Genomic DNA, 756 nt, shown 5'->3' on the forward strand with positions numbered 1-756 from the left:
ATTAGACCTCTTTCATAAATCATTTTTTACTCAGTTCCAAATTATAGATCCCAGCAATTAGATTGAACCTCAATCCCAATCTTTTTCCTCGATTGCGATATCGCTCAGCAAGGATTTTGAAGGTTTTCAAACTGCCAAATACATGCTCAATGCCAATTCTTCTTTTGTTAATTTCTCGATTGTAAAGCTTTAGCTCAGGATCTAGTTTGCAGCGTTTTTTTGCTTTTAATGGCAATAGGCTATTTCGATACACTGTGTAAATCCCTTGATAACCCTTATCTGCAAGTATAAAGGCACTTGCAGGAATCTGATTCAAATTGCGTTTGAAAAGTTCGAAATCATGTACAGCACCACGACTTGTGCATAAACTCAGAATTTGCTGAGTTTTATAATGAACAATGGCTTGAACTTTGAAAGTATGTGCCTTCTTCTTACCACTATAGCTTTTCTTCTGTTTTTTTAGGCCTTTGTATTGGAATTTCTGTGGCATCTACGATCACCACATTCCAGTCAATACCTTCGCCTTCAGGCAAATGCTTTGGTAAATTAAATAAATTGGACTTGATGAGGCAGTCCTCTACATGGTGTACGATTCTTGAAGCAGTGGGCTCTGACACGCCATAACTTGTTGCGACATGGAATAATGTTCGGTATTCACGCCAATAGCTTAAGCATAAGAGAATCTGATCTTCTAGGCTTAATTTAGATGGTCTACCTTTGGCAGGAACATGCATTTTCAATTGCTCAACCATTAAA

2 protein-coding genes are annotated in these 756 nt (G+C 37.6%); both read right to left on the reverse strand.

The window, feature by feature from the left end; genetic code table 11:
- Window positions 1-19 precede the first annotated feature (19 nt).
- Complete coding sequence (locus ACY3FQ_RS18430; protein ID WP_005399975.1) at window positions 20-490, reverse strand: IS5/IS1182 family transposase; 471 nt, start codon at window positions 488-490, stop codon at window positions 20-22.
- The coding region (locus ACY3FQ_RS18435; RefSeq protein ID WP_489774619.1) for a transposase family protein at window positions 438-756 on the reverse strand (319 nt) is incomplete at its 5' end. The genes ACY3FQ_RS18435 and ACY3FQ_RS18430, both read right to left, overlap by 53 nt.

The sequence above is a fragment of the Acinetobacter sp. AB03 genome, from assembly GCF_058107045.1.